The 1,185-nt window shown below is 49.6% G+C and carries 2 protein-coding genes; one reads left to right on the top strand and one right to left on the bottom strand.

Going from position 1 to position 1,185, the window contains the following annotated elements; translation table 11 throughout:
- Positions 1–672: alkaline phosphatase family protein (locus PLA23_RS13620; RefSeq protein WP_324475573.1), on the top strand; the 672-nt coding region annotated here is incomplete at its 5' end.
- On the opposite strand, the gene PLA23_RS13615 is transcribed toward PLA23_RS13620, so the two are convergent.
- Positions 669–1,185, bottom strand: a 517-nt coding sequence (locus tag PLA23_RS13615; RefSeq protein WP_324475572.1) for an undecaprenyl phosphate translocase family protein, incomplete at its 5' end; no start/stop codon positions are given. The genes PLA23_RS13620 and PLA23_RS13615 overlap by 4 nt on opposite strands.

Here is a 1,185-nt window from a genome sequence, read left to right as displayed (position 1 = left end):
ATCACCGGACAGCCGATCCAGGAGTTTCTTCCAAAAGGGCCTGATGCAGAACGGATTTTGGAAGCGATGCAGATCAGCACGAAGGTCTTTGCTGATCATCCGGTCAACCAGACCCGGATAAACCGGAGATTAAAACCTGCCACCTCGATATGGCCGTGGTCCGGAGGAAAGCGCCCTGAAATGAGATCATTTCATGAGATTACCGGGTTATCCGGAGGGATTATATCAGCAGTGGATCTCCTCAATGGAATCGGGACATATGCAGGGATGGAGATTATTAAGGTCCCGGGGGCGACAGGATTTATCGATACCGACTACCAGGCAAAGGCGCGGTATGCGGTCAAGGCCCTCAAACGACTTGATTTTCTCTTTATCCATGTCGAGGCCCCTGACGAAGCAGGCCACATGGGTAGTCTTGAAGAGAAGATAAAAGCGATTGAACGGGTGGATGAGATGATTGGGACAATCATGAACGATTTTGACGGGCGGATTGCGGTTCTTCCGGATCACCCGACACCCATCAGAATCAGGACCCATACTGCTGAACCGGTTCCGTTTGCAATCCTTGGAAGAGATACGGACAGTACCTGCAGGTTCTCAGAAAAAGAAGGGGCACGAGGAATGTACGGGCTTATTCAGGGAACCGGTCTTCTTCCTCTTATTCTCTCTTAATGATTCATTCGTTTTTTCATCATCTGAACAGAATGAAACAGGGCAACTACCACTATTCCGCAGATGATACTGATCGCAAACATAAGCCCGGCCGGGGTTGACTCAGTAGCCCGGTCAAAGAGGAGCTTGGATGATCCAAGCATCAGTCCGGTCAGGATGGCGACGATAAGATCACTATAGTGTTTGAGGAGGTATTTAAGCAGCCGGGTAAAGGTGAGAAGGCCGAGCACTCCGCCAGCAAGGTATGCAGCAATATCTGGCAGTGCAAGAGTTTTCAGGGCAAAGAGCATGTATTCATACTGGTTCATCAGAAGGGTGATATACGCCCCCGAGATACCCGGCAGGACCATTGCACACAGGGCTATAAACCCGGTAATAAAAAGAATCGGGTATGAGTGACCAAGGGCTGCCGGATTAAGCATCACAATCCCAAAACCAAGACCAATCCCAATGATAAGAAAGATAAAACTCCCCGGATATCGGTTTGGAAGGGGTGCAAAGAGCAGAACGGAT

It is taken from the genome of Methanospirillum sp. (assembly GCF_035406105.1).
In the GTDB taxonomy this organism is placed as follows: domain Archaea; phylum Halobacteriota; class Methanomicrobia; order Methanomicrobiales; family Methanospirillaceae; genus Methanospirillum.
The sequence above is the reverse complement of the archived record's forward strand: the minus strand, read 5'-3'. Positions and strand labels throughout refer to the sequence as shown.